Source organism: Arthrobacter sp. G.S.26 (genome assembly GCF_050847375.1).
Taxonomy (GTDB): Bacteria; Actinomycetota; Actinomycetes; order Actinomycetales; family Micrococcaceae; genus Arthrobacter.
The window spans coordinates 572170-596599 of sequence record NZ_CP193752.1 but is presented as its reverse complement, the minus strand read 5'-3'; the positions used below and the strand labels follow the sequence as shown (position 1 = coordinate 596599).

Genomic DNA, 24430 nt, shown 5'->3' with positions numbered 1-24430 from the left:
TGGCGAAGCACAGGACTGAGCCGGTTCCTCAGACCGGAAGCTTCCGGCTGCGTCCCGCCGCCCGCTGGCCGGCCGCCAGCACGACACCTGCGGCGGCCAACTGCGTCCCAAACCCCACCGGAGCCAGGGGCACCCCGCTACCGGCCTCCTCGCCGTCGTTCCCCGCCACGCACGGAACCTGCGTGCCCTCCGCGGCGGCCTGCAACTCCCCCGGCACCCAGTTGATGGCATCCACGCGAGGATCGGTTTCCCCTGCCAGCAGTGCCAGGAGCACCACCGGGTGGCTTGTGGCCAGCCACATTATCCGTTCCGTATGGTCAACCACGCTGGTGCCGCTTACCTCGGAAGAGCAGCTGTACGACGTGACCCGCCCCAGCTCATCCCGCTGGATATTGATGGTCACCAGGACCAATTCCTCCGCCCGGACCGTGGGCAACAACGCCACAACCGCTCCGACGTTTCCGACCAGGAGCAGTCCCGCCATCCCCCAGGCTAAGGCCCGGCCCCGCCAGTCCTCGAACCAGCACGCGGCGCCGGCACCAATACCGGCGAAAACCACTGCTTCCACCACCATCAGTCCAAACGAAACTGCGGCGACGGCAGGGCCGGAGCCCGTCAAGGCCGCAAACACTGCAAGGAGCAGCCCGGCGGCTGCAGCAAACACCGTTCCTTTGGCCGTTGCCTGGGCCCAGCCCCGCCAAGGACCATCGGCCCGGCCTTCGGGCGTCCCGGGTAGCACCGGAACCGCACCCCATCTGATGGCCAGCATGCAGCACGCCACCACCAGGGCTGCGGCGGTCAGGATGTAGGTCCAGCCGTGGGAATCCGGTGGCAGGCCACCGATGGCAACTGCGGCGCTCACCAGCAAGGCGCCCGCGCAGCAGCACACGGCGATGACGGCCGCGCTCCACCCCCAAAACCAGCGCGAACGGGTGCCCTTGAGTCCGGCAGCGAAACCACGACGCAGGAGGAACCAGATATGGGATGCCGCGGGCGACGGCGGCCCGCCGCTGACGTCGTCAGCGTCACCAACGCCGGGACTGCCATCCCCGATCGGCTCGTACCGGGGCTCATTGGCAGCCGGGTTGTCACCGTCAGTCATGGTGCCCCTCCCTCCCGGTTGGACAGGCCCAACCCACTTGCAGATGGCTGTCCCACTGGCTGTTCCAATCGTGATCCGCTGTGGTGTCCGTGTCCAGTACCGGCAGATGCCATACCGGCCGGGCGGACCACAGCGGGTCCTGGCGCGCCCTGGCGGCATGTGAGAATGGGCGTGGCCAGCGGATGGAAGGAGCACCGGCAGTGGATGTACCTTCGGAATCTTCGTCCGTGGCCCAAGGCCTTCGGATCGTCCGCATGGTGGCGGATCGGGAAAAACGGGGCAGGCGGCTGCTGGGCGTTTCCCAGCTCGCCGCGGAGCTTCACATGGAGCCAAGCCGCGTCTCCCGGCTGGCCCGGGAACTATGTGAACTGGGGCTGCTGGAACGCGTAAAGAGAGGACCATTCCGGACGGGGCCGCGGTTCTTCACGCTGGCAGCCTCGCTCAACACCGGTTGGATTCGCGGAGCCCGGACCGAGCTGGAGGCCCTCGTGGCCATGTCCGGGCTCAGGTTCAGAATTTCCGTGCGTGATGGCTACCGCGTGGTTCTGCTGCGGACGTCCAGCAACGATGCGCTGCCCGGAAGCTTTGTGAAGCCGGGCATGGTGACACCCGTCTGGTGTACCGGAGCGGGCCGGGCACTGCTCTGGGACCACGGACAGGCAGCGGTTGAGGACCTGCTCCGCGGGGTGAACTTCATCGGCATCGGCGGTCCGGGTGCGGCGCATTCGCCGGTCGACATCTGGGGACTGATGGAACGTGACAGGCCCCGCGGCTTCGTTACGGCTGCCGAAGAATTCGAGCACGGCATCCATGAACTGGCAGTTCCCGTCCGGAATCCTAAGGGCATCATCCTTGCCTCGCTCAGCGTCCTCGGCAGCGGTCCCGCGCTCCACGACAGCACCAGCCGCCTCGCCGGCGCCCTGCTGGTGGCCGCCGAACGGCTGGGATCCGGTGCCAGCCCTACCCTGGACGGCGCCAGCCCGGCGTCTGGCTGAACCGGGTTCCTTGCCCGGCGCGCGCGGGCATCCACCAGCGCACGGGTCATCCCCCGGCGCTGATCATTGTGCTTCGGCCTGCTCCGGCATCACATGGCCAAGCGCAGACTCAAGCCACTTTCCCCACGGGATCAGAGCCGCCGCGCAGGCCTCCCGCCGCGGCTCAAGCCGTGATTTGGACCCCACGATCTGCAGCGCAGCCACCACCTCGCCCTTGAAATCCCGGATCGGGACAGCCAGGGAATAGAGGCCTGGCTCGGCTTCTTCGTCAACCACGGCGTACCCCCGGGCCCGCGCTTCCCGCAGCCGGCTGAGGAAATCCTCGACGTCCACGGGTGTGTTGGGGCCGTGCCGGACGAAGTCGGCGGCTGCGAGCACGGTCCGGACCTCCGTATCCGACGCTTCCCACAGCAAAGCCTGGCCCGCGTCGCTGCAGTAGGCGGGGTACGGCCGGCCCAGCCAGGAGCCCACCATGTTGCTGCTTGCCGGAACATTTTCGCCGATGGTCACGGTGCTGTCCCCATGCAGCACTCCCAGGAAACATCCTTCATCCGTCTCCCGGGCCAGGCCTTCCAAGGCGATGGCACCGTCCGTCTGCAGCCGCTGTTCAGTCAGCAGTTGGGCGTCGGTGAAAAGCGACCAGTCCAAGGCGTAGGACCGTTGATCCCGGCGCTCCAGGAAGCCTTCCTGCTGCGCACCGCGCAGGCTCCGGGAGACCTGGCTTCGATCCTTGCCCAGATCCGCGGCTATGCCGGCGACCGTTCCGCCGGCAAAGCCCTTGGCGGCGCGGGCACCGACCGCCAGGACGGCCATGATCCCGCGTCCCATGCTGGATGTCGTAGGCATGGCTCCGATTCTAGCCCCGCACTGCGCCGCCGGAATGCCCTCGCGCCCGGGCCGGAATCCGGCGCTTCCGTGACCGCTGAAAGGCCCGATGGCCGGGATGCGGTCACAATTGTCCGCCGCGTTGCGCGCGGCGATAAACTGTCGGAGGAAGTCGCGCCATGCCGGCGTCAGGCTGCCAGGCCTCCAGAATTCCAACTGATCCAGTGAAGGTATGCGCATGAGTACGCCCACTACCGAAGTGCACAACGCAACCGAGCAGCAAGTGCTGCCCACCGGCCGTGCTGTGACCAAACAGCTCATCGTGCAGAAATTCGGTGGCTCCTCAGTCTCCGACGCAGCCGGCGTGAAGCGCGTGGCCAAACGCGTGGTGGACGCCCAGGCCGCCGGCAACGAGGTTGTGGTGGTGGTCTCCGCGATGGGCGACACCACTGACGAGCTCCTGGACCTCGCCTCACAGGTCACCGATTCCGCTCCCGCCCGCGAAATGGACATGCTCCTTTCTGCCGGCGAACGGATCTCCATGGCGCTGCTGGCCATGGCCATCAACAAACTCGGCGCCTCTGCCCAGTCGTTCACCGGTTCGCAGGCGGGCATGATCACCGACGGCATCCACGGCAAGGCCCGGATCATCGACGTCGATCCGCACCGCATCCGGACCGCCCTGGACAAGGGCAACATCGCCATCGTCGCCGGTTTCCAGGGCATGAGCCGCACCACCAACGAAATCACCACCCTGGGCCGCGGCGGCTCCGACACCACGGCTGTGGCCTTGGCCGCAGCACTGGAAGCCGATGTCTGCGAGATCTACACCGACGTCGACGGCATCTACACCGCCGATCCCCGCGTGGTTCCCTCCGCCCAGAAAATCGACACCATCTCCAGCGAGGAGATGCTGGAACTGGCAGCGTCAGGCGCCAAGATCCTGCACCTGCGGTGTGTTGAGTACGCACGCCGGTTCGGCGTTCCGCTGCACGTCCGTTCCTCATTCAGCCAGCACGAAGGCACCTGGGTCATTCCCAGCGCCGAAGACAAGATCACCACTCAAGAGGGAGTTGCCTTGGAGCAGCCAATCATCTCCGGCGTTGCACATGACCGTTCCGAAGCCAAGGTCACCGTTGTTGGCGTCCCGGACATCCCCGGCAAGGCCGCAGCGATCTTCCAGGTCATCGCCGACGCACACTCGAACATCGACATGATTGTGCAGAACGTGTCCACCCACGGCACCGGCCGGACGGACATCTCCTTCACGCTGCCCATCGTGGAAGGCGCCGACGCGCTGGCTGCGCTGCATGCGGCGCACGACCAGATCGGCTTCGAGACCATCGAGTACAACGAGCAGATCGGCAAGCTGTCCCTGATCGGCGCCGGCATGCGCTCACACCCCGGCGTTTCAGCGACGTTCTTCAAGGCGCTCTCCGACGCCGGGATCAACATCAACATGATCTCAACGTCGGAGATCCGCATCTCCGTGGTGACCCACGCGGACCTGCTGGATGAGGCCGTGCGCGTCATCCACAACGCCTTCGACCTGGACAGCGACAGCGAAGCCACCGTTTACGGCGGCACCGGACGCTGACGCTGCGGCTTTGACCCGTTGGCGGCCCGGCAACCGGGCAGTCAGCGGGTCCCGCCGGTGTCCTCGCGCCGGACGGCGTAGTGATGTCCGGTTGAATCTGATTCCACTACAAAATGCGACAGGTCCTCTTCCGAGGCCTGCTCGAATTCGTCGTGCCGGTGCACCACCGGTGTATCGGCGTCGAGCCTGGTGGCGGGACCGAAGACGAACCGGAGCCTGTCGGTGAGGCCCATAAACCCCTTGAGTGCGTGTGCCACTGTTTCCACCCCCTTCCTGCAGGGTAGGACTCGAGGCCGCCGTCATGGGCGAGCCAGTGACCCCATTTTACGCTTGGACCAGCGAAAAGGACCGGGCTTCCCCCGGCCGGAAGACGCCGGGAGGGGGGACCTCAGGCTGTCACCGGAGGGATTTGTCGTCCGGGTTCCGGGGTACCACGTAGGTGCTGCCGTCCGGCCGGGTCAGCGTTTCCCACTGCTGGCTCTCCGCCTGGCGTTCGGCCAGCAGCTTCCGGTTGTCCTCCGTCATGGCGTGGCCCAGCGACGAACGGTTTGCCGGGCCGAACACGGCCCGGAGCTTTCCGGTGGCCCGCATGAACCGCTGCGAGGCGTTTTCCCTGCCTTCGGGGCTGGACTTACCCATGGACCTGGATTCCTTTCATCCACCGACTACCTGATCCCAGTGTAGGCTAATAATTAGTGCACTAACAATTGGAGGTCTGATGACCAACCGCGCCGACGCCCCGGCTGAGGATGACCTGCTCCTGGAACAGCAATTGTGCTTCGCGCTGACAGTTGCCGCCCGGAGTGTGGTGGGGGCCTATAAACCCGTGCTGGAGAAACTGAACCTCACCCACCCGCAGTACCTGGTGATGCTGTGCCTGTGGGAGGCCAGTCCGCGTACGGTCAGGAACATCAGCGACGCCCTGGCCCAGGAACCCGCCACCATTTCACCGCTCCTGCGGCGGCTTGAGGCCGCCGGCCTGATCACCCGACGCCGCGCCGACGGCAATGAACGTGCCCTGGCCGTCGACCTCACGCCCGCGGGCGCGGACCTCCGGACCGAAGCGCTCAAGGTCCCGGGCACCATGATGGACAGGCTGGGCCTGACCCGCAGCGAGGTGGCAGGCCTGCACGCGTCCATGATGGGCCTCATCGCCGCCACGGCCGGTTCGCCGGAGGCGCGCACCGCTAGAATTGAACAATGACGGAAGTACCTGCAGATGCGTAGCGCGCGGTGGCACCTGGCACTCTTGGTGCTGGCGGCGGGCCTGCTGGCGTCCTGCTCCGGCGCTCCTGGCACGGTCGCCCCATCGTCAGCTCCTGCCGCCTCAGCCTCAGCCTCAGCCTCAGCCTCAGCAGACCCTGACCCGCTGCCTGATCCCGGGAGCACAGTACCTGCACCCTCGCCGGAAGCCAGCCCGCCGCCGTCGGCCGGCCCAGGGCAGGGCGACGCGGAACTTGCCATTTCCGTGGTTCCTGACGTGGGCCAGGAACCCGTGAACTACACCCTGGTGTGCCGGGCGGGAGTTCCGGCCGCCGAGAGCAGCCATCCCACTGCCCAGGCCGCCTGCGCCGCGTTGAAGGCCAACGCGGCGCTGCTCAGTCCGCCGAAACCCACGGCCGCGGTGGGCTGCACCCAAGAGTATGGCGGCCCCCAGAAGGCCACCGTGACCGGGGTGGTGGACGGCGTGCCCGTTGACACCGCTTTCAGCCGCAACGACGGCTGCGCCATTGGCGCCTGGAACGCCGCCCGCAGCATCCTGGGTCCAGCCGGTGGAGCAGTTTAGCGTCCTGGCGCCGGACCAATGGCAGGCGCTGGAGCGCGCCCACCAGGACCGCGTCAGCCGCTACGCCGATCCCTACCTTGCCCGCCGGTCCGCGGGCCGGAAGCATCCCGTGGAGGACTTCCTTTTCACTTATTACACCCAGAAGCCGGGCCAGCTGCGCCGCTGGCATCCCGGCGCGGGCACCGTGCTGCTCGGCTCACCGGCTGCTGCCCGCAGCAGCTGGAAGCATTACCGGACGCTTGACAACGGCGAACTCGCCGGGCTGGGGCTTGCCGCCGGAACCAGCGCTGTCACCATGGACCGGGCCGCCTTCCTGGCCGACCGCAGGGACGCTGTGGTGTTCGCGGACGTCATCCTGCGGGGCACCGCTGCCCGGCCCGCCCAGTTCGGCTGCTTCGGCCTGCATGAATGGGCGATGGTGTACCACCAGGACAGGTTTGACCTGCGCCACGAGTACCTGCAGCTCCGGCTCGGCTCCAAAGGTACGGACAAGGTGGTGGAGGACAACCGGATCCGCTGCACGCACTTTGACGCGTTCCGGTTCTACACCCCTGATGCCACGCCGCTCAACGAGCTCGAACCGACCCGGGAAAACCAGCGGCAGCTGGAACAGCCCGGCTGCTTGCACGCCAACATGGACCTCTACAAATGGGCGTACAAGCTGGCGCCGGCCTTGCCCAGCGAGCTGGTCATGGACTGCTTCGAACTGTCTTGGCGGGTGCGGGCCATGGACATGAAGGCTTCCCCATACGATCTGGCCGAGTGGGGCTACCCGCCCATCCGGATCGAAACACCTGACGGCAAGGCGGACTACGTGGCCCGGCAACGCGCTTTCGCCCAGGAGGCAGCCGTCCTCCGCAGCAGGCTCGCTGCCGCCCTGCACACGGCAACGGCCGTCGGGGAAAGGGACGTTGACCATGCCCGCACCGCTTGAGCTCCGTTTGGCCATCCGCCTCAGTGACACACCGGATGGCCCGCACCATGAATTCTCCCTGGTGGCCAGCCAGGGAGTGCTGGCCGACGGCTCCACCGTTCCGGATCCGCAGGCAGCCCTCGCGGCGGTGCTCCGGTACGGCGAAGGCATCTTCTTTCCCAAGCCGGGACCGCCCAGGATCTGCACCCAGCAGTACGGCGGGCCGCAGCGGGCCGTTATCACCGGCACGTTCGGGGGCCGGCCGGTCCACACCGAGCTCTCCCTGACGGACGGCTGCGAAATTGCGCGGTGGCGTGCACTGGCGCCCCTGCTGGGCGGGACCGCCACCTAGCCCCCCCGCTGGATCTCCCCGCCTTGGGGGAACAGCAACGGCGCACCGCTTGGAAAATGCGGCGCGCCGTTGGTGTTCACTGGCGAAGCTGGGGAATTTCAGCGGTCAGTGCCGCCTACACCCCCAGGTCTGCGTTGCCGGAATTCTCCGGCAGCTCCTGCTTCTTCTTCTCCTTTTTGACCTTGTCCTTTTTGTCCTTCTTGGACGGGTCCGTCTGCTCGTCGTCAGGGACGACAACCGGTGCACCCGGGGTAACCACCACGGAAACGAAGGTGGGCTGGGCGCCGCCGGAGTAGTTCACGCGGCCGATGTAGGAACCCGGTGCCAGGTTCTTCCAGTCCAGCGTCACCTCACCGGCGGAACCGTTGGCCAGCCGGAGCGGGTTGGGGCTCACCGTTGCGTTACCCACGTTGGCGCCCAGCACCGCAGCGTCCAGGGAAGCCTTGGTGGGCTGCCCGTTGGGGCTTGCATAGAGATTGGCGAACATGGTGTAGACACCTGCCGGCGGGTTGACGACGGACACGGACTCGCTGGCGGACACCGTCTGGGCGGCAAGCTGCCGTCCGTCCGGGGCGAAGACCAGCAGGTCGAAGTCAGCGGTCTCGTCCGATGAGAATACGGAGAACTTGGCCAGCGGAGACCCTGCAGCCACAGTAACCTGCTTCACGGCGTTGGCCGGGTTGTTGGCCAGGGCCAGCGGGCCGGGGACCAGTTCAATGGCGGTGGAGTCCGCCTTGGACAGCCCATCCACGGTCATGCTGATCGGCGCGTTGGTGCCGGACACCACGGGGATCTTTCCCTGTCCATTGCCACCCACCGAGCTGAAGGCGGCGTTGGCCGGGGCCACTGCCGACTGCGGCCGGACGGCCACCGGGGATGCGACGTTCTTGCCGGCGCCCTGCCACACCAGGCTGCCCATGGCGAACTGGCCGGTGGGTGCTGACGTGTTTTCGAACTTGACCTTGAACGTCCGCTTTTCGCCGGCAGCGCTGAAGTTCAGGATCGACGGCGTGACGGTCACCTTGACGCCCGGCACATTGGCCTGCGCCCGGTAGAGGCCCGGGGTCAGGGCGGTGACGGTCCGGGTCACTTCGGTTTTGCCGGTCAGTGCGCCGAGGGCGAAGGATGCCACGTTCATGTCCCGCGGAGCGGTGCTCCCCAGGTCCGGGATGCCCAGGTCGAGGCCTGTGCCCTGGATGAACTTGAGGTAGTCGTTTTCGTTGGCGTCGTACACCAGGCCCGGATCGAGGACCTTGGCCACGGAGACCTGGCCGGCGCCGGTGGCGAAGACGTCAGTGTTTTTGCTGCCGTCCGCGTTCTTGACGTCAGCGGCCGTGGTCATCATTGCCGACTTCACGGTGGCCGGTGACCAGGTGGGGTTTTTGGCCAGGACCAGGGCACCGAAACCGGCCACATGCGGGGCGGCCATTGAGGTGCCGGACATCATGCCAAACTGGGCGCCGCCTTCGGCGATGGGTGAAACGCCAGCCAGGACAGCGACGCCGGGAGCGGCAACGTCAGGCTTGAGCAGATCCGAACCGGTGGCCAGCAGCGGTCCGCGGGAGGAGAACCCGGCGATCTGCGGCTGGGGTGCCTGCGGCAGTCCGGTGGTGTCCTTATTAACCAGGGCCGCCGTGATCTCCGGATTGGCCGCCAGCTTGTCCTTGATCTGCTGGGTTGCCGGCGGGTTCACGTGCACGGTGGGTACTGCGTGCTGGTCCACGTCCTCGGAGGATGCAGTGACGTTGACCAGGATCATGCCCACACCACCCGCACGCTTGACCTCGGAGCTCTTGGCGACGCGGTCCACTACCCCGCGGTCGCAGACCACAATCCGGCCCGTCGCTTTGGCGGGGTCCAGGGTGTTGGGTCCGCACAGTTCCGGGCTGGCTGCGCCTGCGGCAGCAGCGTTGGCGGCCAGGACCAGCCGGCTGGCCGGGACGTTGTTGGCCATCAGGCTGGCGCCGCGGAACTTGGTGCCGTCGGCGAATTCGACGGTTCCCTGCAGCTCAGTGGAGAAGGAGCTTGCGGCGACTGTGGTGAGCCACGGAGCACCGTGGTTCACGGTGCTGGCCGTGGGGCCGGAGTTGCCTGCGGAGGCAGAGACGAACACGCCGGCCGAGGCTGCCGAGAGGAACGCCAGCGCCACCGGGTCGGTGGTTGTGGAGGTGCTGCCGGAGATGGAGTAGTTCAATACATCCACGCCGTCCAGGATCGCCTGGTTGATGGCGGCCACGGAAGCGGAGCTGTAGCAGCCGCCCGTGTTGGGATCCGTGTCTTCCCAGCAGACCTTGTAGATGGACAGCTTGGCGGCAGGGGCCACGCCGCCGGTGATGCCCATGTCGCGGGCTCCCAGGTTGGCCCGGACATTGGCGTTGCCGGCCGCAGTGCTGGCGGTGTGGGTGCCGTGGCTTCCCACGTCAACGGGCGACAGGACTTCTTCAGGTGCTCGGTCCTCGACCGGGACGTAGGCCTTGAAGTCGTCAGCGAAGTAGCGGGCGCTCAGGACCTTGGAGTTGCAGGCGCTGCCGTCAAAGTCAGCGCCGGTGCCCTCACCCTTTTGGCACTCGCCAACGAACGTGTCGCCGTCGGACTTCAGCATGGCGATGTTGCCGTCGCCGTTGCGGTAGGGAACCCCGACGACGGGTGCGCCCTCGAGCGGCTTGACGTCAGCGCCCGCGAAGAAGGGGTTGGAGGGCGTGTAGCCGGAATCGATGACACCGACCACCACGCCCTTGCCGGCGTTCTCCGTACCGCCGAATGACGTGTTCCAGATGCCCTGCGGACCGGACAACTGGAGGAAGTCGGTGGTGGAGTAGTCAGGGGCGTTTTCGGTGTCCGGTGCCACCATCAGGACTTTGGGGTCCTTGGCCAGGTTCAGCGCCTGATCCGCGGACAGGTCGGCGGTGAACCCGTTGATGGCCGCGGTGAACGTGCGCTTGATCTGGACGCTTTCGTCCTTGGCCACTTCCTTCTGCCGGGTTTCCAGGTGCTGCTGGTACCGCTGGACCTCGGGCTTGGAAGCGTCCAGCTTTTTGCCGGTCTGGGGCTTGGTTGCGCTGAGCCCGTCGGTGCCGCCATCGTAGGTGGCCGCCGGCTTTTCGGCCAGCACTACGATGTACCGGCCCGCCTGGTAGTCCTTCGGGTCAACGTTTTTCTGCTGGACGGACGGGACCTGTCCCGCGGCGGGGGCCGCGGTGGCCGGCATGACGGCTACTGATGTGAGGAGTAATGGAATGCCGATGGAGAGCGCCGCCGCCCTCCGGACCCCTGGGCTTCGAAGGAAGCTCTTGCCTGCTGATTTCACGGGTGGTTTGAACCTTTCCTAAAGGAACGCTCCCGGCGGTGCCGGGCACACGAAGCCAGCCTGACGATGTGACAGATTTTGTCGGCCTTTTCCCGAGGCTGGCCGAACTCACACTACAGACTGAGAGCTAAATATGACATAGGTAACACGCAAGATTCATACGGTGTCACGTGAATTTACACAGCCTTTACACAGCCGGTGGGCGTAGTCTCCTGCGGCGGGCCCGGGCACGGTTGCAGGCCGGAGAGGGGTCAGGGCTTGCGTAAGCGGCCGCCGGCATACGCCGGGCAGGCCGCGGCCAGCCGGTCCTCAGCGTGCCGTGAAGGCGGGGCCGGGGCCTGATTGCCGGAAGGTGCCTTAGCGCGGAGTGCGCACCACGTCGCTGATCCATTGGCGGGTCTTCTCGTCAACGGGGCCAGCCAGCTTGCTGTCCCGGGACAGACGGTCCGCTTTGACCTTCTGCAGCACCATCCGTCCCAGCCCGGCAAACACGGCTGCTGCCATCACGGGCAGGAGGAGCGACTTCGATTTCTCGGCCATCCAGCCATCCTAATGAAGGCCCTGCAACAACTCCAGACCCAACAGCCGCTGCGCCGGAAACGAGGCGGCCGTCACGGGCCGGCCGGCGGAAGCAGCCGGATGCGGAACGGGGCGCTGCGGCCGGTAGAATAGGTACGCAAGCTCGCGGAGCGCCCGTCCTCACTGTCCATTGCCGGCAGATCCCACCTTCGGAACGGCGTGAGACGGCATCACTCCGCTGCGCCCTTACCCAAGCTCACGCACAGGAGTTGCCGGATGCCCCGGATCGTTGTTGACGTCATGCCCAAGCCCGAGATTCTGGACCCGCAGGGGAAGGCAATCGTAGGCGCCCTCCCCCGGCTGGGCTTCACCAGCTTCAGCTCTGTCCGCCAGGGCAAGCGGTTCGAACTGACGGTGGACGGCGAGGTGACCGAGGAGATCCTGGCCCAGGCACGCGATGCCGCCGCGACGCTGCTCTCCAACCCCGTTATTGAGGACGTTGTCAACGTCGAGGTCGTCGAGGCCTGACATGACTGAACTTCCCCTCATCGGCGAAGCCGTCGCCGTCGCAGCGGTGCCGCGCCTGGCAGGCGCCCGGATCGGCGTCGTCACGTTCCCCGGCACCCTTGATGACCGCGATGCCGCCCGCGCCGTCCGGCTGGCCGGCGGAACCGCCGTCCCGCTGTGGCATGCCGACACCGCCCTCGGTGACGTGGACGCCGTCGTGATTCCCGGCGGCTTCTCCTACGGCGATTACCTGCGCGCCGGTGCGATCGCCCGGTTCGCGCCGCTGATGTCAAAGATCATCGACGCCGCCAACTCCGATGCGAAGCTCCCCGTCCTGGGCATCTGCAACGGCTTCCAGATCCTGACCGAGTCGCACCTGCTGCCCGGTTCCATGATCAAGAACGACCACCTGAAGTTCCTCTGCCGCGACCAGGTGCTGCGGGTCGAAAACAGCAACACCGCCTGGACGCTTGACTACCAGGCGGGCCAGGAAATCACCGTTCCGCTGAAGAACCAGGACGGCCAGTACCTCGCCGACGAAAAGACGCTGGACGCCCTGGAGGCCGAAAACCGCGTGGTGTTCCGCTACGTGGGTTTCAACCCGAACGGCTCCCGCCGGGACATCGCCGGCATCTCCAACGCGGCCGGCAACGTGGTGGGCCTGATGCCGCACCCGGAGCACGCAGTGGAAACCGGCTTCGGCCCCGAGTCGCTGGACGGCATCGGCGGCGCGGACACGGACGGGCTGGGCTTCTTTACCTCCGTTTTGACCAAGATTGTGGGAGGCGACAAGTGAGCACCGAAACCACCAAGAAGTTCAACATCGACACGGTGGCGAACGCCGAAAAGACGCCGGACACCGAGCTGCCCTGGGCCGAGCTGGGCCTGAAGCAGAACGAGTTCGATGACATCCTCAAGGTCCTGGGCCGCCGCCCCACCGGCGCGGAACTGGCCATGTACTCGGTCATGTGGAGCGAGCACTGCTCCTACAAATCCTCCAAGAACCACCTGCGCCAGTTCGGCGAGAAGGTGACCCCGGAGATGAAGAAGGACATGCTGGTGGGTATCGGCGAGAACGCCGGCGTGACCAACCTCGGGGACGGCTGGGCCGTGACCTTCAAGATCGAATCGCACAACTCGCCGTCGTTCGTGGAGCCCTACCAGGGCGCCGCAACCGGCATCGGCGGGATTGTCCGCGACATCATCTCGATGGGCGCCCGGCCCGTTGCCGTGATGGATCCGCTGCGCTTCGGCGCCATCGACCACCCGGACACCGCACGCGTTATGCACGGCGCCGTGGCCGGCATCGGCGGCTACGGCAACTCCCTGGGCCTGCCAAACATCGGCGGCGAAATGGTGTTCGACGCCGTTTACCAGGGCAACCCGCTGGTCAATGCCCTCGCCGTGGGCGTGATGCGCCACGAGGACATCCGCCTGGCCAACGCGTCCGGCAAGGGCAACAAGGTGGTCCTGTTCGGTGCACGCACCGGCGGCGACGGCATTGGCGGCGCCTCGGTGCTGGCCTCCGAGTCCTTCGACGACACCAAACCCTCCAAGCGGCCCGCCGTGCAGGTGGGCGACCCGTTCGCGGAGAAGGTCCTCATCGAGTGCTGCCTTGAACTTTTCAAGGGCTCCCTCGTGGAAGGCATCCAGGACCTGGGCGCAGCCGGCATCTCCTGCGCCACCTCGGAACTGGCCTCCAACGGCGATGGCGGCATGGCCGTCGAGCTGACATCGGTGCTGCTCCGCGACCCCACGCTGACCCCGGGCGAAATCCTGATGTCAGAGTCGCAGGAACGCATGATGGCAGTGGTCACCCCGGAGAACGTCGCGGCCTTCGAAGCCGTGATGGACAAGTGGGCCGTGGAATACGCCTGGCTGGGTGAAGTGACCGACAGCGGCCGCCTCATCATCACGTGGGAGGGCGAGGTGATTGTCGACGTCGACCCCCGCACCGTGGCGCACGACGGCCCGGTCTACGACCGCCCGTTTGCCCGTCCCGACTGGCAGGACGCCGTCCAGGCTGACCTGTTCACCGGGTCCGTGCAGGACGCCGGGCGGCCCGCCGCCCCGGCCCAGCTTGCGGCGGCAGTCACCGAACTGGTGGCGTCCCCCAACATGTGTTCCAAGGCCTGGATCACCAACCAGTACGACCGGTACGTGGGCGGCAACACCGCCATGGCGTTCCCGGACGATGCAGGCGTGGTCCGCGTGGACGAGGAATCCGGCCTGGGCGTTGCCCTGGCCACGGACGCCAACGGCCGCTACACCTACCTCGATCCGTACCACGGCGCACAGCTGGCCCTGGCCGAGGCCTACCGCAACGTCGCCACCTCCGGCGCCGTCCCCATGGCCGTCAGCGACTGCCTGAACTTCGGGTCCCCGGAGGACCCGGACGTGATGTGGCAGCTTGCCGAAGCCATCCGCGGCCTGTCCGACGCCTGCATGGTGCTGGGCATCCCGGTCACCGGCGGCAACGTTTCGCTGTACAACCAGACCGGCACCACGCCGATCCACCCCTCACCGGTGGTGGCTGTGCTGGGCAAGCTCGACGACGTCGCCCGCCGCACGCCGTCGGGCTGGCGGGAAGACGGCCAGGCCATCTACCTGCTGGGCACCACGGCCGCGGAGCTGGACGGTTCGGAATGGGCCAACATGCGCGGCCACCTGGGCGGCCTGCCGCCCAAGGTTGACCTCGACGCCGAACGGGCGCTGGGCGAGATCCTGATCAACGCCTCCCGCGACGGCATGGTCGACTCCGCGCACGACCTCTCCGAAGGTGGCCTCGCAGCCGCCCTGGTGGAGTCCTCGCTGCGTTACGGCGTGGGCGCCCGCATCGCCCTGCAGGATGTTATGGACCGGGACGGCGTGGACCTGTTCACGGCGCTCTTCTCCGAAACCCAGGGCCGCGCCGTGGTGGGCGTCCCCCGCTCCGAGGAAGTCCGCTTCACGGACATGTGCACCGCCCGCGGTTTCGCGCACACCCGGATCGGCGTGGTGGACGCGGACAGCGGAACCCTTGCCATCAACGGCGTGGACGAACTGGCGCTCGACGCACTCCGCGAAGCCCACGAAGGGACCCTGCCGAAGTACTTCGGCTGAACCGTAACACCGCCAGCGCGGTGTCGCCTCCGGCCCACCGGTCCTTCGGGACCGGGCCGGAGGTGGCCCCGCGCTGCTGTTACGGGCGGGGACTCAGTCCTCACTGTGCAGATCCCGCCGGCGGACCCCCAGCACCTCAATCTCCGGGCGGTACGCCACAAAACGTTCGACGGCGTCAAGCACCGCCACGAGGTGCGCCCGGTCAGCCGCCACCAGCCCGGCCCCGACGCGGGAGCGCCGGTACTGGTCGTGGTCCCCGACTTCCGCAACCGACACCTCGAAACGTCGTTTGGTCTCGGCCAGCAGCGGCCTGATCACGGAGCGTTTTTCCTTCAGGCTGTGAACATCGCCCAGGAGAATGTCGAACTCGATCCAGCCGATCCACATGCCTCATCGTAACGGCCGCCTGATCCGGCGGAGCGGCTCAGATGCTGAGTTCGCCCATGGTGTCCCAGCCCTCGCCGTCAACCTGGCGGCTGATGATCCGCGGCGTTTCCACCAGGGCCTGGCGCATGTCCACCATGGCCTGCTGGAAGTGGGCGCTGTTGACGTGGTCGCCGGCGGCGTCGTCCTTGAAGGCCTCCACCAGGACAAACTCGTTGGCGTCCGAGGTGCTGCGGGACCAGTCGAACCAGAGGTTGCCGGGTTCCTGGCGGGTTGCCGTGGTGAAGCCGTCCACCAGGTCGAGCCAGCGGTCCGACCAGTCGGGCTTGACCTTGAACTTGACGACAATGAATATCACTGGGGTGTTCCTTCCGTGGCGAGTGCTTTTGCCCCTTCAATGTACCGGGCGGTCACGTACCGCTGGGCAGCGCCGGCCACCACTGCACCTGCGGTATAGAACCAGTTGGCGGGCTTGCTGAAGGCCCGGATCCGCAGGTGCACGGCCCCGGCGGCGTCGATCAGCACCTCGAAGGACTCCTCGCCGCGCTCCGGATGGCCCGGCAGGGTCCCGTAGCCGAATCCGGCCGACTGCGGGGAGCCGCCCGGCACGGCTTCGCGGACCCACACCACCTCGCACGGCGCGTTGATGCGGAAGGGCCCGACGCCGAATCCGCTCACCACCCGTGCGCCCGGCCGGACGGTTGGGACGTCGGCCCGGACCCGGAGTCCGGCCCGCCGCTGCAGCTCCCAGGAAAGGATTCCCGCGGCAACGTGCCGGTACAGGTCCTGGCCGCTGCCCAGCCTTACTTCCTTCAGGACCTGATGGTAGCCGGCAGGCGCAACACCATGTTCAGTCCCGCCGACGCCCGGATAGTCCAGCGTGCCGCGCTTACTCATTGCCACCTGCAAGTCCGGCCCAGCCCAGCTGTTCCCGCTGCTTCCGGTTGAACCGCGCCACCACCAGGTCGTACGAATCCTCCACCATGTCCTTGACCATGCCGTCCGGCAGGGCGCCGTCCAGCCGGACCCCGTTCCAGTGGGTTTTGTTCATGTGCCAGGCACCGGTGATTTCCGGGTGGGCAGCGCGCAACTGCTCTGCCAGCGCCGGCTCGCATTTCAGGTTCACGTAAAAGTCGGCCGCATGGAGGGAAGACAGCGCAAAAAGCCGCGACTCGTGGGTTGCGCCACCGGCAATGTGGGCCCGGACTTTGAACACCGCCGTCTCCGGCCCGAAGGGGTAGTCCTCGTAGCTCCCCGGGAACGCCAGGCAGATTTTCCGTAAGTAGGCTGGATCCATACCTAGACCCTACAAAGCCGGACCGGGCGGTGCTAGTCTGCGGACATGGCACACGATCCGGGAGCCATCCCCGTTCTGGACCTCACCACAGCCCGGCTGCCCGGCGGGACGTTCAATCCGAAATTCATTGAACAGCTCCGGCACGCCACCCACGACATCGGCTTCTTCCAGGTCACCGGCTACGGCGCCGCCCCCGGCCAGGCCGAACACCTGCTGTCCGTCATCCGGGACTTCTTCAACCTCCCGCTGGCGGAACGGATGAAACTGGATAACCGGTTGTCCCCCCATTTCCGCGGGTATACCAGGATGGGCACTGAAGTGACCCAGGGCAGGGCGGACGCGCGGGAGCAGATCGACTACTCCCCCGAGCGGGAACCGGCCACCGGGCACCCCGCCGATGAACCGTACTGGCTGCTGCAGGGCCCTAACCTCTGGCCGGACCAGGGCTTTCCCGGCCTGAAACCGGCTGCCATGGCCTGGGCGGAGCTGATGTCGTCCGTGGGCATGGACCTGCTGCGCGCCATCGCTGTGTCCCTGCACCAGCCGGAGGACTACTTCGACGAACCGTTCCACGGGACCCCGGCCTGGATGGGGAAGCTGGTCCACTACGTGGGCGGGGTGGTGACGGCCGCGGGAAACCAGGGGGTGGGCTCGCACGCTGACTACGGGTTTGTCACCCTTCTGCTCCAGGACGATGTGGGCGGGCTCGAAGTGCTGCCGCCCGGCACGGCGGAATGGCTCCCCGTGGAGCCCCTGCCCGGGGCGCTGGTGGTGAACCTCGGCGAGATGCTGGAAGTGGCTACCGAAGGGTATCTGGCGGCCACCATCCACCGGGTGCAGGCCCCGCCGCCGGGCGTGGACCGCTACTCCGTCCCGTTTTTCTGGTCGCCAAGGCTGGACGCTGTCATCGGGCCCGTACCCCTTCCGCCGGAGCTGAAGGCCGCGGCGCGGGGCATCACGGACAATCCCGACAATCCCCTGCTGTCCTCGTTCGGCCGCAACATGCTCAAGGGCCGGATGCGGGCCCACCCGGACGTGACGGAGCGCCACTACCCGGAGCTGCGGGCGGGCTGAGACGCTTCGGCAGCACGACGCCGGGACCCGGGTTTCAGAGGTCGAATTTCCACGCCTGCTGAGCAGGGCAGGTATTCATCACCACATCCAGGCCCGCGTCCTTGGCGCGCTGCGCCGCTGCCTCGTCAATAACGCCCAGTTGCAGCCACACGGCCTTTGCGCCCACAGCGATGGCCTGGTCAACCACGGCGCCGACCTTTTCCGAATTGACGAAACAGTCCACCACGTCGATGGGCTGCTTGTCCGCAGGAATGCCGGCCAGGGTGCTGTACCCGGTTTCGCCGTGCACCGGATCCCCCGGCACGTTGACGGGGATGATCTCCATTCCCAGCCTGTCCCGGATAAACAACGAAGTTTCATAAGCTGCCCGCCATTCATTGGTGGTGAGGCCCACGATGGCCCACCGCCCCTTGGTCCTCATGAGGCGCTCAATCACTGCGGGGTCGTTGGTGTGGCTCATTCCCCCAGCCTACGCCGGTGGGCGCGTACGCCTGCGGACCCGGCTTAGCCGCGCGGACCGCCGGGCCCCGGCTTGTCCTTGCCGGCAGGGGCTTGGAGCCTCTCACTGTCTTTTTGTTTGACCCGGCGCTGGTCCCTGGGGTGGGTGCCGTCGGCTTTCCGGGCGGCGCCTGGCGACTCTGCGGATTTCGGGGAGTCCCCCGGTGGGGACGCGGCGGCAGGCGGGGACGCGGCTGGCGCTGCCCGGGGTGGTGCCGCCGGGGCCGGCAGCGCCGGGGCGGCGGGTTCACGCGCTTCGGTTCCGGCCGCACCGGGGCCGTTGCCCTGGACGGCGTCCGGCAGCCCCAGGCTGCCAGCTCCCGCCGCTGCAGCCGCCGGGGCCGGCACCGCGGCACCGGAATCTGCACCAGCATCAGCGACGGCAGGCGGAACCGGGGACGGCGCAGGCACGGACCCGGGAGTTGATGCGGATTGCCGGGTGCTGTCCCCGCCTGACGGGCCGCCTGGTTCACCGGCCGTCACGTGCCCGGGCTGCGGCGCAGACGCAGGCACGGGCGCAGCATCAGGCACGGACGCGGGATCAGGAATGGGTGCAGGGGCAGGGTTAGCCGGGCCTGTCACCCACGGACCCAGCAGCTGCTGGACGGAGAAGCTGCCTGTTCCTGCGTGTCCGCCGGTGCTGGCGGCCACGCCTGTGGCGCCGAGTCCCATGCCGGCGATGACGGCCAGGCCAACGATCGTTGATTTGCCGCGGCCCAGCCTGCGGTGGCGGGCCACTTCGTCCGGGACGTCGGAAAGAAGGGCTGCCAGGCCAGGCCCGGGGGCCGGAGCCGGCGTGTGGGCCAGCCCGCCCAGGGACATCAGGGCAGCCTCGAGGGCCTCATTGTCCTGCTGGCCCGAGTCGTCCAGCAGTTCCGCCACGGTGCGGCGAAGGTTTCCGTCGTGGGCGCTCATGGCTTGAGGTACTCCTTCACGTCAGTGGTTTCCCGCAGTTTAAGGAGCGCCCGCCGCTGCAGTTGCTTCACTGCGCCGGCGGACCTGCCCATCACTTCGGCGGCCTGGTCCACGGAAAGTCCGGCCACCAGGCGCAGTGCCAGCACTTCACGCTGGTCTGCCGGCAGCACGTTGAGCAGTGCCACAACCTCGCGGGGCGCCATGCGGTCCAGGGCGGCAGCTTCAGCGGAGGCGGTGGACCGCTGGTCCAGGTCCGCGTCGAACGGCAGGGTGACGGGCGCCCGGCTTTGCCGCCGGTGGTCATCCACCATGCGGGCGTGCGCCACGGAGAAGATGAAAGTCCGCAGCCCGGCCGCCCCGCCGTGCACCGATTCCAGCCGGGGCAGCACCGCCAGGAAGACTTCCTGCATGACCGCCTCCGGGTCCTCCACACCGCGGGCCACCAGGTATCCCAGCACCTGCGGGGCGTAGGTCCGGTAAACCAGGCTGAAGGCATTGGTCCCGCCGGCGCTCTCCGGGAGCAGCTCATCGGTCAGGGCATCAGTCACGGACGCAGCGCTTTCGGTCAGGAGGGCTTTTTCCGTGCCTACTTTACCCGCCGGTAACCATGGTTCCGGGACAGGGAAGAGCCGGTCCGGAACGTGATGGGGGACAAGTTCCGGGCCGGCTCTACAAAGGGGTAATCGTCCAGGGGCTTCCCGGGGTTACGCAGACGCTGGAAAAACTTTCAGGCTCAGCGGCCCGCTGCCACAATCCAGCGCGGTTTCCGGGCCGGTGCGCCCGGTCCCAGCGCCACCCGGAACACGTGGCCCCGGAGGGCGCGGGCAGTGTCGACGGCAGCGCGCGGCGCTTCGACCGGCAGGGCCGGGACCTGCGGGGCGGTTGGCCGGCGGCTCAGGTCCGTCACGAGGCCGGTGCCGGCGCACTCACGGACCGCGGCTATGCCGGCAGCTACGGCTGGTTTGTCAGCAAATGCTCCGGAGACCGCCATCACCGTCCCGTCAGCAGCCAGCAGCCGGAACCTGTACATCGACTCTGGATCAACAAAAACCTCGAAATTGCCCGCCATCACAAATCCTCCCGGCATCCTTGCCCCTCAACTGGTCCTCCAACCCTCCCCGACGCGGAAGACACCAACAAGAGCCGCGCGGTTAACCCTGTGTAAATTGCATGTCAACAGCGGGCCGGCGGCCTTGGCAGACGGCCTGGGCAGACGGCGGCGGCCCACCCAAAGGTGAGCCGCCGTCGTCCCCACCCGCTCCCCAGCCTCGCAAGCTCAGCCAGGGAACCCTGCGGGCGTGGGCCCAGGTATTAGTCGTTGATGAGGTCGTTCACCACGATGGTCTGGTCCCGGTCCGGACCCACGCCGATGGCGGAGAACCGGGTGCCGGAAAGCTTCTCCAGGGCCAGCACGTAGTTGCGGGCGTTCTCCGGCAGGTCGCTGAGCGTCCGTGCGCCGGTGATGTCCTCGGTCCAGCCTTCGAAGTACTCGAAGATGGGCTTGGCGTGGTGGAACTCGGTCTGCGTCATGGGCATTTCGTCGTGGCGCACACCGTCAACGTCGTAGGCCACGCAGACGGGGATCTGCTCGATGCCGGTCAGGACGTCCAGCTTGGTGACGAAGTAGTCCGTGAAACCGTTGACGCGGGAGGCGTGGCGGGCCAGGACGGCGTCGTACCAGCCGCAACGGCGGGGCCGGCCGGTGTTGACGCCGAATTCGCCGCCGGTCTTCTGCAGGTACATGCCCATGTCATCGAAGAGTTCGGTGGGGAACGGACCTGCGCCCACGCGGGTGGTGTACGCCTTGATGATGCCGATGGAGCGTGAGATCCGGGTGGGGCCGATGCCGGAACCCACCGACGCCCCGCCAGCGGTGGGGTTGGATGAGGTGACGAACGGGTAGGTGCCGTGGTCCACGTCCAGGAACGTGGCCTGGCCGCCTTCCATCAGCACAACCTTGCCCTCGTCCAGGGCGGTGTTCAGCACCAGGGTGCTGTCAATGACCAGGGGGCGCAGCCGGTCGGCGAAGGACAGGAAGTATTCCACGATCTCGTCCACCACCACGCTGCGGCGGTTGTAAATCTTGACCAGGAGTTCGTTCTTCTGGCGCAGGGAGCCTTCCACCTTCTGGCGGAGGATGGACTCGTCAAAAACGTCCTGGACGCGGATGCCCAGCCGGGCCACCTTGTCCATGTAGGCGGGGCCGATCCCGCGGCCGGTGGTGCCGATCGCGCGGCTGCCGAGGAAACGCTCGGTGACTTTGTCCAGGACCTGGTGGTACGGCGCCACGAGGTGTGCGTTCGCCGAGACCCGCAGTTTGGAGGTGTCGGCGCCACGGGCCTGGAGGCCTTCGATTTCCTGGAAGAGCGCCTCGAGGTTGACCACGCAGCCATTGCCGATGATGGGGATGGCGTTGGGGCTGAGAATGCCTGCCGGCAGGAGCTTGAGCTCGTACTTTTCACCGCCTACGACGACGGTGTGCCCGGCGTTGTTGCCGCCGTTGGGCTTGACGACGTAGTCAACGCGGCCGCCCAGAAGGTCGGTCGCTTTGCCTTTTCCTTCGTCGCCCCACTGGGCTCCTACGATCACGATTGCTGGCATGGGATCCTCCCCCATTCGTTCGGGCAGCCCCGTGCCGCCACAAGGTGGCGGTCCCGGCGCGGCGCCGTTCATGAGAACGCCCCGGATGGACAGGTGCCGGCGGCACGCCGGCGCAAGAGTTCCGGGGCTCTTACCACCCAAGTTTAGCCGATCGGGGCGTTTGTCCACTCGCTGGCTGACCTGCGGGGCAATACGGGTGCGGGCCCCGGCAGATTGCCCACAACCCACCGGCGTTTCGTTTCTCCGGGCTTGGTAGACTGGACAGGATCGGCCAGGAGCCGGTCCACCCCATTTCAACCGCTTCCGGCGTGTGCGCTTCCCTGCGCCCGCGCCGGCTGGCGGCAGCAACGCCAATCCCTGCAGGAGATCCAGCCCTTTATGACAGCCCTGGCCCCCGAATCATTCCACGAACAGCTCCTGAGCCGCCGCTACGAACCCAACGTGGCGGTTGTCAACGAACTGTGCGACACCCTGCAGGCGGCCAAGCCCGGCACCATGGTCCCCTACGTGGATCCCATGCACGATGTGGACGAGTGCCGCATCATCAGCCTTTACTCCAACATCGGCGAGGCTGACGGGACGGGTTTCATCACCCCCGGCGACAGTGACGCCGCCACCCGCATGCTGGGCATCCAGTGGAAGCTGGGCCTGCGCCCCGAGTTCGTGATGCCGTGGAACGTCCACCCGTGGCACACGGCGGGCGAGCCCAACGGCAAGTTCACCCCGGACCAGATCTCGGCGGGCCTGAAGCCGCTGCTGAAGTTCCTGGCCCTGGTTCCCCGCGCCTCCGTGATCGTGGCGCATGGCACCGAAGCCAACCGGCTGGCCAACCTGCTGCTGAAGACCGAAGTGCCCATGATCTGGCGCCGCGGCCTGAAGACCTACAAGGTCCGATCCCTGTCCGGCCGCGCGTTTGCCGGGTCCCCGGTCCGCCAGGAGGAGTTCCTAGAAGACATGCGTGTTGCTTACGCGGACGCCATGGCGCGCACGGGACTGGCCAAGGCCTAGTCCCACCCGCCGCTTCGGCTGGCAGTTTCGAACGCACGACGGCGGGCGGTGACCTTGATTTCCAAAGGTCACCGCCCGCCGTCGTACTCTTTAACGCCAAAACGCGGAGCCCCTGAGGGCTCCGCGCCTGGTTTTTGCTTACTTGCCCTCGATGGCAGCCTTCGCTGTGGGGTCCGAGTCCGTCAGGAACTTCTCGATCCGCTCCGGCTCTTCGGCTTCGCCGATGGCAGCCGAGGCCCGGCCCAGTGAGTGCAGGGCCCGCAGGAAACCGCGGTTGGGCTCGTGCTCCCACGGGATGGGGCCCACCCCGCGCCAGCCGTTGCGGCGCAGCGTGTCCAGCCCGCGGTGGTAGCCCACCCGCGAGTAGGCGTAGGAGTCGATGGTGCGCCCTTCGGCCCACGCCTCCTCGGCCAGGACGGCCCACAGCAGCGACGACGTGGGGTGCTGCGCCACCAGGTCCAGCGCTTCGTGGCCGGCCGCCAGCTGCTCGTTGACCTCGGTCTCGGCAGGCAGCAGCGTGGGCTCGGGGCCCATCAGGTTGCGGCGGAACTCATCCGACATTTAGAAGGTCTTCCCGGCCGAACCGAGCTGCTTGGTCGCTTCGACCACGCGGGCAGCGAGGCCGGCTTCGGCGGCAGCGCCCCAGACGCGGGGGTCGTAGGTCTTTTTGTTGCCGACTTCGCCGTCGACCTTCAGGACGCCGTCGTAGTTGCTGAGCATGTGGCCCGCCACGGGACGCGTGAAGGCGTACTGGGTGTCCGTGTCGATGTTCATCTTGATGGTGCCGTAGGAGACGGCGTCCGCGATTTCCTGGTCCGAGGAGCCGGAACCGCCGTGGAACACCAGGTCGAACGGGTTTTCCTTGCCGATCCGTGCACCCACCTGGGCCTGGATGTCCTTGAGGATCTCCGGGCGCAGCTTTACGCCACCGGGCTTGTAGACGCCATGGACGTTGCCGAACGTCAGGGCGGTGATGTAGCGGCCATGCTCGCCGGCGCCCAGCGCCTCAACGGTGGCCAGTGCGTCCTCAACCGTGGTGTAGAGCTTTTCGTTGATCTCGTTCTCCACACCGTCTTCCTCGCCACCAACAGTGCCGATTTCAACTTCGAGGATCATCTTCGCTGCAGCGGTGCGCTCCAGCAGTTCGCGTGCGATCCGCAGGTTTTCCTGCAGGGTTTCAGCGGAGCCGTCCCACATATGGGAGTTGAACAGCGGGTTCCGGCCGGCCTTGACCTCGGCTTCGGAAGCAGCCAGCAGCGGCAGCACAAAGCCGTCCAGCTTGTCCTTGGGGCAGTGGTCGGTGTGCAGGGCCACGTTGACGCCGTAGTTCTTGGCCACTTCGCGGGCGAACGCCGCAAAGCCCAGGGAACCGGCAACCATGTCCTTGGTGGAAGCGCCGGACCAGTACGCGGCACCGCCGGTGGAGACCTGGATGATGCCATCAGACTCGGCGTCAGCGAAGCCGCGGAGGGCGGCGTTCAGCGTCTGCGAGGACGTCACGTTGACGGCGGGGAACGCGAAGCCGCCCGCCTTTGCACGGTCGATCATCTCGGAATAGATCTCTGGGGTTGCAATGGGCATGCTGACTCCTATGCTGTGATTCGTCTATGGGCCGATGGCCCTGGAGTAGACCGCTTACGGCTAGGCA

28 protein-coding genes are annotated in these 24430 nt (G+C 67.0%); 11 read left to right on the top strand and 17 right to left on the bottom strand.

Features of this window, described 5'->3' with window-relative positions:
- Positions 1 to 28 precede the first annotated feature (28 nt).
- Positions 29 to 1102: a hypothetical protein gene (locus tag ACRB8A_RS02925; protein ID WP_432245549.1), complete on the bottom strand. Its 1074-nt coding sequence runs from the start codon at positions 1100 to 1102 to the stop codon at positions 29 to 31.
- Between the two features lie 200 nt (positions 1103 to 1302).
- Here ACRB8A_RS02925 and ACRB8A_RS02920 point away from each other — a divergent pair, with 200 nt between their 5' ends.
- Positions 1303 to 2097, top strand: coding sequence for an IclR family transcriptional regulator (locus ACRB8A_RS02920; RefSeq protein WP_432245548.1), 795 nt, complete (start codon positions 1303 to 1305; stop codon positions 2095 to 2097).
- Positions 2098 to 2160: 63 nt separating this feature from the next.
- Here ACRB8A_RS02920 and ACRB8A_RS02915 read toward each other — a convergent pair whose 3' ends face one another.
- Positions 2161 to 2943 (bottom strand): IclR family transcriptional regulator, encoded by a 783-nt coding sequence (locus tag ACRB8A_RS02915; RefSeq protein WP_432245547.1) that lies wholly within the window; start codon positions 2941 to 2943, stop codon positions 2161 to 2163.
- A gap of 217 nt (positions 2944 to 3160) precedes the next feature.
- Between ACRB8A_RS02915 and ACRB8A_RS02910 the strand changes: the two genes are divergently transcribed.
- Positions 3161 to 4519, top strand: a complete 1359-nt coding sequence (locus tag ACRB8A_RS02910; RefSeq protein WP_050686704.1) for an aspartate kinase — start codon at positions 3161 to 3163, stop codon at positions 4517 to 4519.
- Between the two features lie 41 nt (positions 4520 to 4560).
- Here ACRB8A_RS02910 and ACRB8A_RS02905 read toward each other — a convergent pair whose 3' ends face one another.
- Both ACRB8A_RS02905 and ACRB8A_RS02900 read right to left on the bottom strand, forming a co-directional pair.
- Positions 4561 to 4776, bottom strand: coding sequence for a hypothetical protein (locus ACRB8A_RS02905; RefSeq protein WP_050686730.1), 216 nt, complete (start codon positions 4774 to 4776; stop codon positions 4561 to 4563).
- 139 nt (positions 4777 to 4915) lie between these two features.
- Entirely contained in the window at positions 4916 to 5158 is a 243-nt protein-coding gene (locus tag ACRB8A_RS02900; RefSeq protein ID WP_050686706.1) for a hypothetical protein, read from the bottom strand.
- A 79-nt stretch (positions 5159 to 5237) separates the two neighbouring features.
- Here ACRB8A_RS02900 and ACRB8A_RS02895 point away from each other — a divergent pair, with 79 nt between their 5' ends.
- From ACRB8A_RS02895 to ACRB8A_RS02880, 4 genes are read left to right on the top strand one after another with little or no spacing between them, the layout of a single operon-like run.
- Positions 5238 to 5723 (top strand): MarR family winged helix-turn-helix transcriptional regulator, encoded by a 486-nt coding sequence (locus ACRB8A_RS02895; RefSeq protein ID WP_056595454.1) that lies wholly within the window; start codon positions 5238 to 5240, stop codon positions 5721 to 5723.
- Positions 5724 to 5738: 15 nt separating this feature from the next.
- Positions 5739 to 6305, top strand: coding sequence for an SSI family serine proteinase inhibitor (locus tag ACRB8A_RS02890; RefSeq protein WP_432245546.1), 567 nt, complete (start codon positions 5739 to 5741; stop codon positions 6303 to 6305).
- On the top strand, positions 6292 to 7239 hold the full coding sequence (locus ACRB8A_RS02885; protein ID WP_432245545.1) for a 3-methyladenine DNA glycosylase: 948 nt from the start codon (positions 6292 to 6294) through the stop codon (positions 7237 to 7239). The genes ACRB8A_RS02890 and ACRB8A_RS02885 overlap by 14 nt, the downstream gene beginning before the upstream one ends.
- The gene (locus ACRB8A_RS02880) at positions 7223 to 7570 is read left to right on the top strand and encodes a serine protease inhibitor (RefSeq protein ID WP_432245544.1); all 348 of its coding nucleotides are present in this window, start codon (positions 7223 to 7225) and stop codon (positions 7568 to 7570) included. Before ACRB8A_RS02885 ends, ACRB8A_RS02880 begins: the two co-directional genes overlap by 17 nt.
- Before the next feature lie 115 nt (positions 7571 to 7685).
- Here ACRB8A_RS02880 and ACRB8A_RS02875 read toward each other — a convergent pair whose 3' ends face one another.
- Positions 7686 to 10877, bottom strand: coding sequence for a S8 family serine peptidase (locus tag ACRB8A_RS02875; RefSeq protein ID WP_432245543.1), 3192 nt, complete (start codon positions 10875 to 10877; stop codon positions 7686 to 7688).
- A 357-nt stretch (positions 10878 to 11234) separates the two neighbouring features.
- Positions 11235 to 11417, bottom strand: a complete 183-nt coding sequence (locus ACRB8A_RS02870) for a hypothetical protein (RefSeq protein ID WP_050686714.1) — start codon at positions 11415 to 11417, stop codon at positions 11235 to 11237.
- Between the two features lie 255 nt (positions 11418 to 11672).
- Here ACRB8A_RS02870 and purS point away from each other — a divergent pair, with 255 nt between their 5' ends.
- From purS to purL, 3 genes are read left to right on the top strand one after another with little or no spacing between them, the layout of a single operon-like run.
- Positions 11673 to 11924, top strand: a complete 252-nt coding sequence (purS, locus tag ACRB8A_RS02865) for a phosphoribosylformylglycinamidine synthase subunit PurS (protein ID WP_050686715.1) — start codon at positions 11673 to 11675, stop codon at positions 11922 to 11924.
- A gap of 1 nt (position 11925) precedes the next feature.
- Positions 11926 to 12699: a phosphoribosylformylglycinamidine synthase subunit PurQ gene (purQ, locus tag ACRB8A_RS02860; protein ID WP_050686717.1), complete on the top strand. Its 774-nt coding sequence runs from the start codon at positions 11926 to 11928 to the stop codon at positions 12697 to 12699.
- Entirely contained in the window at positions 12696 to 15005 is a 2310-nt protein-coding gene (gene purL, locus ACRB8A_RS02855; protein WP_432245542.1) for a phosphoribosylformylglycinamidine synthase subunit PurL, read from the top strand. The genes purQ and purL overlap by 4 nt, the downstream gene beginning before the upstream one ends.
- A 93-nt stretch (positions 15006 to 15098) precedes the next feature.
- Here purL and ACRB8A_RS02850 read toward each other — a convergent pair whose 3' ends face one another.
- From ACRB8A_RS02850 to ACRB8A_RS02835, 4 genes are read right to left on the bottom strand one after another with little or no spacing between them, the layout of a single operon-like run.
- Entirely contained in the window at positions 15099 to 15392 is a 294-nt protein-coding gene (locus tag ACRB8A_RS02850; RefSeq protein WP_432245541.1) for a DUF503 domain-containing protein, read from the bottom strand.
- 37 nt (positions 15393 to 15429) lie between these two features.
- Entirely contained in the window at positions 15430 to 15747 is a 318-nt protein-coding gene (locus tag ACRB8A_RS02845) for a putative quinol monooxygenase (RefSeq protein ID WP_050687937.1), read from the bottom strand.
- Positions 15744 to 16286 carry a DUF1990 family protein gene (locus ACRB8A_RS02840; protein ID WP_285240193.1) on the bottom strand — a complete coding sequence of 181 codons (543 nt, stop codon included), beginning with the start codon at positions 16284 to 16286 and terminating at the stop codon, positions 15744 to 15746. The genes ACRB8A_RS02845 and ACRB8A_RS02840 overlap by 4 nt, the downstream gene beginning before the upstream one ends.
- The gene (locus ACRB8A_RS02835) at positions 16279 to 16686 is read right to left on the bottom strand and encodes an MmcQ/YjbR family DNA-binding protein (RefSeq protein WP_432245540.1); all 408 of its coding nucleotides are present in this window, start codon (positions 16684 to 16686) and stop codon (positions 16279 to 16281) included. The genes ACRB8A_RS02840 and ACRB8A_RS02835 overlap by 8 nt, the downstream gene beginning before the upstream one ends.
- Before the next feature lie 45 nt (positions 16687 to 16731).
- Between ACRB8A_RS02835 and ACRB8A_RS02830 the strand changes: the two genes are divergently transcribed.
- Positions 16732 to 17760 (top strand): isopenicillin N synthase family dioxygenase, encoded by a 1029-nt coding sequence (locus tag ACRB8A_RS02830; protein WP_432245539.1) that lies wholly within the window; start codon positions 16732 to 16734, stop codon positions 17758 to 17760.
- Between the two features lie 34 nt (positions 17761 to 17794).
- On the opposite strand, the gene ACRB8A_RS02825 is transcribed toward ACRB8A_RS02830, so the two are convergent.
- The 5 genes from ACRB8A_RS02825 to ACRB8A_RS02805 form a co-directional block, all read right to left on the bottom strand.
- Complete coding sequence (locus ACRB8A_RS02825; protein ID WP_050687933.1) at positions 17795 to 18220, bottom strand: CoA-binding protein; 426 nt, start codon at positions 18218 to 18220, stop codon at positions 17795 to 17797.
- A 44-nt stretch (positions 18221 to 18264) separates the two neighbouring features.
- The gene (locus ACRB8A_RS02820; RefSeq protein WP_432245538.1) at positions 18265 to 19173 is read right to left on the bottom strand and encodes a hypothetical protein; all 909 of its coding nucleotides are present in this window, start codon (positions 19171 to 19173) and stop codon (positions 18265 to 18267) included.
- Positions 19170 to 19721 (bottom strand): RNA polymerase sigma factor, encoded by a 552-nt coding sequence (locus ACRB8A_RS02815; RefSeq protein WP_432245537.1) that lies wholly within the window; start codon positions 19719 to 19721, stop codon positions 19170 to 19172. The genes ACRB8A_RS02820 and ACRB8A_RS02815 overlap by 4 nt, the downstream gene beginning before the upstream one ends.
- A gap of 185 nt (positions 19722 to 19906) precedes the next feature.
- Positions 19907 to 20242: a YegP family protein gene (locus ACRB8A_RS02810; RefSeq protein ID WP_432245536.1), complete on the bottom strand. Its 336-nt coding sequence runs from the start codon at positions 20240 to 20242 to the stop codon at positions 19907 to 19909.
- A gap of 242 nt (positions 20243 to 20484) precedes the next feature.
- Positions 20485 to 21774: an adenylosuccinate synthase gene (locus ACRB8A_RS02805; protein ID WP_050687929.1), complete on the bottom strand. Its 1290-nt coding sequence runs from the start codon at positions 21772 to 21774 to the stop codon at positions 20485 to 20487.
- A gap of 378 nt (positions 21775 to 22152) precedes the next feature.
- Between ACRB8A_RS02805 and ACRB8A_RS02800 the strand changes: the two genes are divergently transcribed.
- Positions 22153 to 22782 (top strand): uracil-DNA glycosylase, encoded by a 630-nt coding sequence (locus ACRB8A_RS02800; RefSeq protein ID WP_050687928.1) that lies wholly within the window; start codon positions 22153 to 22155, stop codon positions 22780 to 22782.
- 138 nt (positions 22783 to 22920) lie between these two features.
- Here the strand turns inward: ACRB8A_RS02800 and ACRB8A_RS02795 are convergent, their stop codons facing one another.
- Both ACRB8A_RS02795 and fbaA read right to left on the bottom strand, forming a co-directional pair.
- The gene (locus tag ACRB8A_RS02795; RefSeq protein WP_050687836.1) at positions 22921 to 23343 is read right to left on the bottom strand and encodes a DUF3151 domain-containing protein; all 423 of its coding nucleotides are present in this window, start codon (positions 23341 to 23343) and stop codon (positions 22921 to 22923) included.
- Positions 23344 to 24363: a class II fructose-bisphosphate aldolase gene (gene fbaA / locus ACRB8A_RS02790; RefSeq protein ID WP_050687837.1), complete on the bottom strand. Its 1020-nt coding sequence runs from the start codon at positions 24361 to 24363 to the stop codon at positions 23344 to 23346. It abuts the gene before it with no gap.
- Between the last annotated feature and the right edge of the window lie 67 nt (positions 24364 to 24430).

What these genes read in the sequence shown, in the direction of transcription:
- ACRB8A_RS02805 (WP_050687929.1), bottom strand. Translation starts at nt 21,774, where the DNA reads ATGCCAGCAATCGTGATCGTAGGAGCCCAGTGGGGCGACGAAGGAAAA.
- ACRB8A_RS02910 (WP_050686704.1), top strand. Translation starts at nt 3,161, where the DNA reads ATGAGTACGCCCACTACCGAAGTGCACAACGCAACCGAGCAGCAAGTG.
- ACRB8A_RS02915 (WP_432245547.1), bottom strand. Translation starts at nt 2,943, where the DNA reads ATGCCTACGACATCCAGCATGGGACGCGGGATCATGGCCGTCCTGGCG.
- ACRB8A_RS02890 (WP_432245546.1), top strand. Translation starts at nt 5,739, where the DNA reads ATGCGTAGCGCGCGGTGGCACCTGGCACTCTTGGTGCTGGCGGCGGGC.
- purQ (WP_050686717.1), top strand. Translation starts at nt 11,926, where the DNA reads ATGACTGAACTTCCCCTCATCGGCGAAGCCGTCGCCGTCGCAGCGGTG.
- ACRB8A_RS02870 (WP_050686714.1), bottom strand. Translation starts at nt 11,417, where the DNA reads ATGGCCGAGAAATCGAAGTCGCTCCTCCTGCCCGTGATGGCAGCAGCC.
- purS (WP_050686715.1), top strand. Translation starts at nt 11,673, where the DNA reads ATGCCCCGGATCGTTGTTGACGTCATGCCCAAGCCCGAGATTCTGGAC.
- ACRB8A_RS02925 (WP_432245549.1), bottom strand. Translation starts at nt 1,102, where the DNA reads ATGACTGACGGTGACAACCCGGCTGCCAATGAGCCCCGGTACGAGCCG.
- ACRB8A_RS02850 (WP_432245541.1), bottom strand. Translation starts at nt 15,392, where the DNA reads ATGTGGATCGGCTGGATCGAGTTCGACATTCTCCTGGGCGATGTTCAC.
- ACRB8A_RS02800 (WP_050687928.1), top strand. Translation starts at nt 22,153, where the DNA reads ATGACAGCCCTGGCCCCCGAATCATTCCACGAACAGCTCCTGAGCCGC.
- ACRB8A_RS02795 (WP_050687836.1), bottom strand. Translation starts at nt 23,343, where the DNA reads ATGTCGGATGAGTTCCGCCGCAACCTGATGGGCCCCGAGCCCACGCTG.
- ACRB8A_RS02895 (WP_056595454.1), top strand. Translation starts at nt 5,238, where the DNA reads ATGACCAACCGCGCCGACGCCCCGGCTGAGGATGACCTGCTCCTGGAA.
- ACRB8A_RS02880 (WP_432245544.1), top strand. Translation starts at nt 7,223, where the DNA reads ATGCCCGCACCGCTTGAGCTCCGTTTGGCCATCCGCCTCAGTGACACA.
- ACRB8A_RS02840 (WP_285240193.1), bottom strand. Translation starts at nt 16,286, where the DNA reads ATGAGTAAGCGCGGCACGCTGGACTATCCGGGCGTCGGCGGGACTGAA.
- ACRB8A_RS02820 (WP_432245538.1), bottom strand. Translation starts at nt 19,173, where the DNA reads ATGAGCGCCCACGACGGAAACCTTCGCCGCACCGTGGCGGAACTGCTG.
- ACRB8A_RS02825 (WP_050687933.1), bottom strand. Translation starts at nt 18,220, where the DNA reads ATGAGCCACACCAACGACCCCGCAGTGATTGAGCGCCTCATGAGGACC.
- ACRB8A_RS02900 (WP_050686706.1), bottom strand. Translation starts at nt 5,158, where the DNA reads ATGGGTAAGTCCAGCCCCGAAGGCAGGGAAAACGCCTCGCAGCGGTTC.
- ACRB8A_RS02810 (WP_432245536.1), bottom strand. Translation starts at nt 20,242, where the DNA reads ATGGCGGGCAATTTCGAGGTTTTTGTTGATCCAGAGTCGATGTACAGG.
- fbaA (WP_050687837.1), bottom strand. Translation starts at nt 24,363, where the DNA reads ATGCCCATTGCAACCCCAGAGATCTATTCCGAGATGATCGACCGTGCA.
- ACRB8A_RS02830 (WP_432245539.1), top strand. Translation starts at nt 16,732, where the DNA reads ATGGCACACGATCCGGGAGCCATCCCCGTTCTGGACCTCACCACAGCC.
- ACRB8A_RS02835 (WP_432245540.1), bottom strand. Translation starts at nt 16,686, where the DNA reads ATGGATCCAGCCTACTTACGGAAAATCTGCCTGGCGTTCCCGGGGAGC.